Raw genomic sequence first — 4,977 nt, forward strand, 5'->3', positions numbered from 1 at the left:
CCCCCCCCGCGCGGGCGGGCGGGGGGGGGGGGGGGCGCCCCCCCCCCCCGCCGCAATGAACGGACCCCGAGTGGAGAGAGCCCCCACCCGGCGCTTCGCGCCGACCTCCCCCGCAAGCGGGAGAGGTGCAGCGAGTCTGCGGCTCCGATTCAGCGTCACTCCGCCAGCGCGTTGTACTTCTTCAGCGAGGCCTTCAGCTCGCTAAGCGCCGCATCCGGATCCGCGCCGGCCTTCTTTGCGCCGTCGGCCCAGGTCTTCACCAGCGGCTCGGCAGCCTTCTTCCAGGCGGCGGTCTGCTCGGGCGTCAGCTTGTAGACCTCGTGGCTGGTTTCCGCCTTGACCTTGTCGATGCCGGCGTCCTCGAACTTGCCCCAGTGCTCGCCGACCACACCGGCCATCTCGACCGTGCAATTCTTGTCGATCGCGGCCTTCTGCTTGTCGGACATCGCATTGTACTTGTCCTTGTTCATCACGAACACGAAGGTCGTGGTGTAGAGCGGCGCCTCCATGTCGTACTTGGTCACCTTGTCGATGCCGAACAGCACCAGCGAGCCCCAGGGGAAGGTGACGCCGTCGGCGACGCCGCGCTCGATGATGTCGCGTACTTCGGGCGCGGAGGATTGCACATTGGTGCCGCCGAGCGAGGTGACGAAATTCGCCATGGTGGCGTGGGCGGGGCGGATCTTCAGGCCCTTCACGTCCTCCGGCATCACGATCTTCTTGGTGCGGGAGTGGAAGGAAGACGGCGAGTGGACGAAGGCGAGGCAGTACTTGACGTCCTTCATCTCCTTCTCGGCGTATTTGCGATACCACGCATCCAGCCCCATCGAGCCGCCCTTGGCATCCGAGATCAGGAACGGCAATTCGCCGGCGCCGATGATCGGGAAGCGGCCGGGCTGGTAGCCGGGATTGACATAGGTGACGTCGGCGATGCCGTCGCGCGCCATGTCGTAATGATCGAAGGCCTTGCCCATCTGCTGGGCCGGAAACACCTTACCCTTGATGGTGCCGCCGGAATCCTTCTCGACCGCGGCGGCCCAATCCTCGAGCGATTTCTGCAGCGGATGCGAGGCCGGCACCCAATGCGAGATCTTCAAATCGAAGGTCTTGTCCTGCGCGAACGCAGGGCTCACGCTTGCTGCCAGCAGCAACGCCAGACAGGCTTTCCTCATCACGCGTCTCTCCCTCTTTTGACGGCGGGCTTCGATGGCCCGGTCTCGTTATTTAACATGTTATCTAATTGGCCGGCGCGTTCAAGCCGGAACTGGCGTGACGTGCCGCCGCGCACTCCCTTTTTGCCTAACCGTTATATGATATAATTATCGTGTGCGGACAGCTGCGACAAGCGAGCCACGCCGAAAGCCTACCGGATCGGGAGGAGCAAGTATTGCGGACAAAAGTCGCAATCATCGGGGCAGGGCCGGCTGGATTGTTGCTTGGGCAACTGCTGCACCGCTATGGCATCGACAATGTCATTCTGGAGCGGCAGAGCCCGGACTATGTGCTCGGCCGCATCCGTGCCGGACTGCTGGAGGAGGGAACAGTCGCGCTGCTCGACCAGATCGGCGCCGGCGCACGGGCGCATGCCGAAGGGCTGGTGCATGAAGGGATCGAGCTCGCCTTTTCGGGGCGCCGGCACCGCATCGACATGAAGGCTGCGACCGGCAAGACGGTCATGATCTACGGCCAGACCGAGGTCACGCTCGACCTGATGGATGCGCGCAACGCCGCCGGTCTCACCTCGGTCTACGAGGCCAAGGACGTACAACCGCACGATTTCGACGGCGGTCACCCGCGCGTAACCTACATGAAAGATGGCGTCACCCACACGATCGATTGCGACTTCGTCGCCGGCTGCGACGGGTTTCACGGCGTCAGCCGCGCCAGCGTTCCGGCTTCGGCCATCGAGGAGTTCGAGCGCATCTATCCGTTCGGCTGGCTCGGCATCCTCTCCGAGACGCCGCCGGTCAGCCACGAGCTGATCTATTCCAACCACGTCCGCGGCTTTGCGCTGTGCACCATGCGTTCGACCAGGCGCAGCCGCTACTATGTGCAGTGCGCGCTCGACGACCATGTCGACCAGTGGCCGGACGATCGATTCTGGGACGAGCTCAAGCGCCGCCTCGACCGGGACGCCGCCGACAGCCTGATCACGGGCCCCTCGATCGAGAAGAGCATTGCGCCGCTGCGCAGCTTCGTCGCCGAGCCGATGCGTTTCGGCAGGTTGTTCCTGTGCGGTGATGCCGCCCATATCGTGCCGCCGACCGGCGCCAAGGGGCTGAATCTGGCCGCGAGCGATGCGCATTATCTGTCGAGCGCATTTCGCGAGTTCTACGACGAAAAATCCAGCGCCGGCATTGACGCCTATTCGGCGAAGGCACTGGCGCGGGTCTGGAAAGCCGTGCGGTTCTCCTGGTGGATGACCTCGATGCTGCACAAATTTCCGGACACCGGTACGATTGGGGCGCGCATCCAGCTCGCCGAGCTCGACTACGTCACGCAGTCCCAAGCCGCGATGACATCACTGTCGGAGAACTATGTGGGGCTGCCGTTTTAGGACGGTGCTGTAGGGTGGGCAAAGCGAAGCGTGCCCACCAGCGTTGTCTTCGCGCGAGATGGTGGGCACGGCGCTGCGCACCTTTGCCCACCCTACGAGTGCTCGCGCCGGCGCCACTTCTTTCAAACACCCGCGCAAATTCCGTTTAAAACTTTGTAGGTGGTGCAACCGTCACGTCCCTCGCGTTCAATGGCGGCAGCCACCAACGCGAGACGGACATGACCAGCACCGACATCCCCGCCGGCTTCGAGCCGCATTTCCGCAAAGCCCCGCTCACCGACCCCTGGGAGCCGCTTTACTCCAGGAAGACCGACAACGGCGTCACCGTGGGATTGCGGCTCGCAACACCGCACACCAACGCGCGCGGGCTGATCCATGGCGGATTGATCGCAGCGCTGGCCGATGCCGCCATGGGCTACAGCTGCGCGCAGGCGACCGGCTGGACCACCTCGTTGGTCACGATCTCGCTGTCGGTCGACTATGTCGGCGCCGGCGAGATCGGCCAATGGCTCGCGGTCGAGGGCGAGGCGATCAAGACCGGCAGCACGATCTGTTTCGCGCAGTGCCTCGCGAAGGCCGACGGCGCCGTGATCGCGCGCGCCAGCGGCACCTTTCGCGTCGTGCCGAAAAAGGGGTGAGGGCGTCACCCGAATTTCCACTCCGCGGTCTCCACCACGAGATCGACGAAGGCGCGCACCTTGGCGGAGAGCAGGCGCGAGGTCGGGTACACGATGTGGATGGGCAGCGCCGGCTGCTCGTAGTTCGCCAGCACGATCTTGAGCCGCCCACGCCGCAAGCCCTCGGCGGCCTGATAGGCCAGCACCCGGGTCACGCCGCCGCCGGCCTCGGCATATTGCAGGGCGGCGTCGGCGCTGTTGCTGGCGAAGCGTGGGTTCGGCGCCACCTCGATGTCGCGGCCGTCCTGCACGAAGCGCCAGTTGGCGGATGGACCGAACGCGATGGTCTGGTGCGTAAGCAGTGCCTCCGGCGTCTTCGGTTCGCCATGGCGCTTCAGATAGCCCGACGTCGCCACCACGATCCGACGCATCTCGCCGACCTGGCGCGCGACGAGCGAGGAGTCGGCGAGATGGCCGATCCGCACCGCGACGTCGACGGCGTCTTCCACGAGATTGACGAGGTTGTCGGACAGCCGTAATTCGCAGGCGACCTCGGGATAGCGCTTGAGGTAGGCGGTCATGACAGGCCCGACATGGAGCCGGCCGAAGCCGACCGGCGCCGACACCACCAGCCGCCCGCTCGGCCGGTTGCGCTCCTCCCGTGCCGAGCCGTCGGCCTCCTCGACATCGGCCAGGATGCGACGCGCACGCTCCAGATAGCGCGTGCCGACGTCGGTCAGGGTCACTTGACGGGTGGTCCGCTGCAACAGCCGCGCGCCGAGATGCTCCTCCAGCGCCGCGATCAGCCGCGTCACCGCGGAGGGGGACAGCCGCAGTTTTCGTGCCGCCGGCGCGAAGCCGTGCAAATCGGCGACGGTGACGAAAACATGCATGGCTTCGAGGCGATCCATGGTATTGTTGCATATACCGCAATGATGAAGTGTCAAGCTGGCCGATTGTTTTAGCCGGCGAAAAGTCCATTTTAGGTGGCGAAGACGCAGGGATGCGCCGGGATTTCAGGAGATGGTCCGATGACGGCAACTCACACCTACGCCAGCGACGTCGCATTCACGCCGGCGGTGAAGTCGATCCAGACCCGAAAGGGATCCCGCGAAGGCTATGCCAATGCCGAGCAGCGCGGCTGGCGCACCGAGGTCGATGAGAACCTCGCGGCGTTCCTGGCCGACGCCAACAGCTTTTATCTTGCCACGGCCTCGGCCGACGGCCAGCCCTACATCCAGCATCGCGGCGGCCCGAAGGGCTTCTTGAAGGTGCTGGACAAGCAGACGCTGGCTTTCACGGACTATGCCGGCAATCGGCAATACATCACGCAGGGAAATCTGTCCGAAAATCCCAAGGCCTACATCTTCGTGATGGACTACGCCCATCGCCGCCGGGTGAAGATCTGGGGCGAGGCGCGGGTGGTCGAGGACGACGAGGCGCTGACGACATCGCTGATGCCGAAAGGCTACCGCGCCCGGCCGGAGCAGGTGATCCTGTTCAAGATCGAAGCGTGGGACACGAACTGCCCGCAGCACATCCCGCAGAAGTTCGACGCGACGGATGTGGCAGCGGCGCTGGCGGCAAGAGATGCGAAAATCACGGAGCTGGAGGCGGAGGTCGCGGCGCTGAAGGGGGAGAAGGCCGCGAGTTGAGCTTACCTGCCAATGAAAGCTAGAGCGACTTGCGGCGTGCACCCTCTCCCCTTGCGGGAGAGGGTGGCTCGTCGCGAAGCGACGAGACGGGTGAGGGGGCTCTCTGCCCGAAAGAAGCCCGTTGCGTTTATATATATAACCCACATAC

Annotated in this window: 5 protein-coding genes; 3 read left to right on the forward strand and 2 right to left on the reverse strand. The window is 64.5% G+C overall.

The window, feature by feature from the left end:
- Positions 1 to 155: 155 nt before the first annotated feature.
- Positions 156 to 1,172: a TRAP transporter substrate-binding protein gene (locus AC0L30_RS07305; RefSeq protein ID WP_007599675.1), complete on the reverse strand. Its 1,017-nt coding sequence runs from the start codon at positions 1,170 to 1,172 to the stop codon at positions 156 to 158.
- A 215-nt stretch (positions 1,173 to 1,387) separates the two neighbouring features.
- Between AC0L30_RS07305 and pobA the strand changes: the two genes are divergently transcribed.
- Complete coding sequence (gene pobA / locus AC0L30_RS07310) at positions 1,388 to 2,557, forward strand: 4-hydroxybenzoate 3-monooxygenase (protein WP_354200454.1); 1,170 nt, start codon at positions 1,388 to 1,390, stop codon at positions 2,555 to 2,557.
- Positions 2,558 to 2,775: 218 nt separating this feature from the next.
- Positions 2,776 to 3,195, forward strand: a complete 420-nt coding sequence (locus AC0L30_RS07315; protein WP_007599679.1) for a PaaI family thioesterase — start codon at positions 2,776 to 2,778, stop codon at positions 3,193 to 3,195.
- Positions 3,196 to 3,200: 5 nt separating this feature from the next.
- Here the strand turns inward: AC0L30_RS07315 and AC0L30_RS07320 are convergent, their stop codons facing one another.
- The gene (locus tag AC0L30_RS07320; RefSeq protein ID WP_354200453.1) at positions 3,201 to 4,085 is read right to left on the reverse strand and encodes a LysR family transcriptional regulator; all 885 of its coding nucleotides are present in this window, start codon (positions 4,083 to 4,085) and stop codon (positions 3,201 to 3,203) included.
- 120 nt (positions 4,086 to 4,205) lie between these two features.
- Here AC0L30_RS07320 and AC0L30_RS07325 point away from each other — a divergent pair, with 120 nt between their 5' ends.
- On the forward strand, positions 4,206 to 4,829 hold the full coding sequence (locus tag AC0L30_RS07325) for a pyridoxamine 5'-phosphate oxidase family protein (protein ID WP_354200452.1): 624 nt from the start codon (positions 4,206 to 4,208) through the stop codon (positions 4,827 to 4,829).
- Positions 4,830 to 4,977: the final 148 nt, after the last annotated feature.

Source organism: Bradyrhizobium sp. MI1.11 (assembly GCF_055811255.1).

Bases quoted from the DNA above. Each gene is read 5' to 3' on its own strand.
- AC0L30_RS07305 (WP_007599675.1), bottom strand. From the start codon at position 1,172: ATGAGGAAAGCCTGTCTGGCGTTGCTGCTGGCAGCAAGCGTGAGCCCT.
- AC0L30_RS07315 (WP_007599679.1), top strand. From the start codon at position 2,776: ATGACCAGCACCGACATCCCCGCCGGCTTCGAGCCGCATTTCCGCAAA.
- AC0L30_RS07325 (WP_354200452.1), top strand. From the start codon at position 4,206: ATGACGGCAACTCACACCTACGCCAGCGACGTCGCATTCACGCCGGCG.
- AC0L30_RS07320 (WP_354200453.1), bottom strand. From the start codon at position 4,085: ATGGATCGCCTCGAAGCCATGCATGTTTTCGTCACCGTCGCCGATTTG.